This is a genomic window from Methylibium sp. (assembly GCF_013817365.1).
In the GTDB taxonomy this organism is placed as follows: domain Bacteria; phylum Pseudomonadota; class Gammaproteobacteria; order Burkholderiales; family Burkholderiaceae_C; genus Methylibium.
In genome coordinates this window covers 1-2,989 of record NZ_JACDCU010000473.1, presented here as the reverse complement: position 1 = coordinate 2,989, position 2,989 = coordinate 1, and the positions used below count along the sequence as shown (strand labels likewise).

3 protein-coding genes are annotated in these 2,989 nt (G+C 70.9%); 2 read left to right on the top strand and 1 reads right to left on the bottom strand.

The genetic code is table 11. The features are described 5' to 3' along the window. Positions 1-1,882, top strand: a 1,882-nt coding sequence (locus H0W38_RS19955; protein WP_292457448.1) for a DEAD/DEAH box helicase, incomplete at its 5' end; no start/stop codon positions are given. A gap of 23 nt (positions 1,883-1,905) precedes the next feature. Next, a complete protein-coding gene (locus H0W38_RS19950; protein WP_292457446.1) occupies positions 1,906-2,268 on the top strand; it encodes a translation initiation factor Sui1 in 363 nt (120 codons plus the stop codon). A 106-nt stretch (positions 2,269-2,374) separates the two neighbouring features. Here H0W38_RS19950 and H0W38_RS19945 read toward each other — a convergent pair whose 3' ends face one another. Next, the gene (locus H0W38_RS19945) at positions 2,375-2,773 is read right to left on the bottom strand and encodes a cupin domain-containing protein (RefSeq protein WP_292457444.1); all 399 of its coding nucleotides are present in this window, start codon (positions 2,771-2,773) and stop codon (positions 2,375-2,377) included. Between the last annotated feature and the right edge of the window lie 216 nt (positions 2,774-2,989).

The window sequence follows — 2,989 nt, the reverse complement described above, 5'->3', positions numbered from 1 at the left end:
GCTGCGCCAGCCGCCGCGCGAGGGGTCCTGGATGCTGAGCCTGGGCGTCGATGTCGATGGCGACACGCTCGACCTGGTGCCGCTCCTGGCGGACCTGCTCAAGCGCGACGCGCGCTGGCTCGATGCCTGCGAGATCGCCGCCATCGACGACCACGCGCTGATTGCGTTGCGTGCGCCGGGCGGGCGGCGCATCGAGGCGCCGGCCGGGCCGCTGAAGGCCATCGTCGGCGCGATGGTCGATCTGCTCACCGACCCCAAGCGCGCCGGACAGGCCGGCGGGCCGCTGCGGCTGTCGGCCTGGGAGGCGCAGCGCGTCGAAGCGCTGAGGGAGGGCCTGTCGCAGACGCAGGCCGCACGCGCCGGCGTCCACGGGGCCTGGCAACTGCAGGGCGACGCTGGACTTGCCACGCTGGCGCAGCGCCTGCGCGCGGCCGGCAGCCCTGCGCCGGTGCCGCCGCCGGCGGGGCTGGGCCTGGAGCTGCGCGGCTATCAACTCCACGGACTGGCGTGGCTGCAGTACCTGCGCGAACACCGGCTCGCCGGCATCCTGGCCGACGACATGGGCCTGGGCAAGACGGCGCAGGTGCTCGCGCACCTGCTCGTTGAGCAGCAGGCCGGCCGGCTGGACCTGCCGGCGCTGGTGGTGCTGCCCACGTCGCTCATCGCCAACTGGCAGGCCGAGGCGGCGCGCACGGCGCCCGCGCTGCGCGTGCTCACGCTGCAGGGCGCGGCCCGGGCGCGCGACTTCGAGCGCATGGCCGAACACGACGTGGTGTTCACCACCTACCCGCTGTTGTGGCGCGACATCGACGCGCTGCGCGCCCAGCCCTGGCACCTCGTGATCCTCGACGAGGCCCAGATGGTCAAGAACGCCGGCAGCCGCGCCGCCGGAGCGCTGCGGCGCTTGAACGCCCGCCACCGCCTGTGCGTGACCGGCACGCCGCTGGAAAACCACCTCGGCGAACTTTGGTCGCACTTCGACTTCCTGATGCCGGGTTTTCTGGGCGATGCGCGCAGCTTCGCGCGCCAGTGGCGCAAGCCGATCGAGACCAACGGCGAGACGCTGCGCGCGCAACTGCTCGCGCAGCGCGTGCGGCCTTTCATCCTGCGCCGCCGCAAGCAGGACGTGGCGACCGAGCTGCCGCCCAAGACCGAAGTCATCCGCCGCGTGCAACTGCAGGGCCAGCAGCGTGCGCTGTACGAGAGCGTGCGCCTGGCCGCCGACGAACAGGTGCGCCGCGTGCTGCAGCGCCAGAGCTTCGCCGGTTCGCAGATCGCCATCCTCGATGCGTTGCTCAAGCTCCGGCAGGTGTGCTGCGATCCGCGGCTGGTGAAGGGGCCGGCCGTTCCCGAGACCATGGAGCGCGCCAAGATCGAGCTGCTGCGCGACATGCTGCCGGAGCTGGTCGATGAAGGCCGGCGCGTGCTGATCTTTTCGCAGTTCACCGAGATGCTCGCGCTGGTGCAGCAGGAACTCACGGCACTCGAGCTGCCGTTCCTCTCTCTCACCGGCGACACGCCGCCCCGTGCGCGCGGTGAGGTCGTGCGGCAGTTCCAGGCCCAGGCCGTGCCCCTGCTGCTGCTGAGCCTGAAAGCCGGCGGCGTGGGCCTGAACCTCACCGCCGCCGACACCGTGATCCACCTCGACCCGTGGTGGAACCCGGCCGTCGAGCAGCAGGCCAGCGACCGCGCGCACCGCATCGGGCAAGACCAGCCGGTGATCGTCTACAAGCTCGTCGTGGTGGGCAGCATCGAGGAGCGCATGCTGGCACTGCAGGCGCGCAAGGCCGCGCTCGCCGAAGGCGTGCTGGGCCATGACGCCGCGGCGGCGACCAAGTTCAGCCCCGAAGACCTGCAGGGCCTGCTGGCGCCGCTGGTCTGATCGCGGGCGAATCGAGGGTCTCCATGCGCAAGTCAGGAACCGGCGGCTTGGTGTATTCGACGGAGGGCGGGCGGATGTGCCCCGGCTGCCGCAAGCCGGCCGCCGAATGCGTTTGCAGTGCCACGCCTGCGCCCGCTTCCGGTGGCGACGGCGTGGTGCGCGTCAGCCGCGAGACGAAGGGCCGTGGCGGCAAGGCCGTGACACTCGTGCGCAACCTAAAGCTAAACGCCACCGCGCTCGCCGCTTTGGGCAAACGCCTGAGAACCGCTTGCGGGGCGGGTGGCACGGTGAAGGACGGTGTGCTCGAAGTGCAGGGCGATCACTGCGAACGGGTGATCGACTGGCTGAAGAACGAAGGCTGGGCCGTCAAGCGCGCCGGATCGTGAGACCGGGCGAGTACGGCGGCTGGATCCGGCCCGGCGCAGACGTGGCTGGAACGGCTTCATGCCGCCGTCTCGTGAAGGCGGCCGGCCGGCCCTGAGCCGCGTCGGTTCAGCGGCTCGCCTCGTCTGCGGTCCCTTGCGAAGTTCGAACGCCGGCGCCGCCTGCATCGCCGGCGTCGCCATGGTGCAGCAGCAGCGTGAGCAGAACCGCCGAGTCACTGCGAGCGCGCAGTGAATGCCGCTGCTGCCCCGGCAACACGACCAGTTCGCCCGACTGCAGCCGCCGCGTGCCGCCGGGCATCACGACTTCAACGTCGCCTTCCAGGCAGTGAACCGTGCATTCGTCGGCCACATGGTGCTCGGGCTGGTCGTGGTGAGCGGGCAGCACGAGGTGCAGCAGCTGGAGCCGGTCGGTCTTCAGCAGGCTCGTGCTCACCGCTTTGCCAAGGGCCGCGCCGAGCGGGCGCACGCTGATGGTGTCGAGCAGTTGGGCGTGGGGCAGGGCCATGGGGTGGGTCTCCTCGGCTGTAGCAGGGGGGTGGGTCGGGTGGCGTGAGGCAAGGCATTCAGGAGCATTTGGAATGCCTGCCAGCGGCGTTTTGCCGCCCAGGGCCGACGACGCGTTCGGTCATTCACGCCGGGCTGACATTCCGCCTGCGCCGTGCCGCCCTGCGGAATCAATTTCATCCCGGCGGTCTTGGCAGCGCCTACATCGAAAGTCATC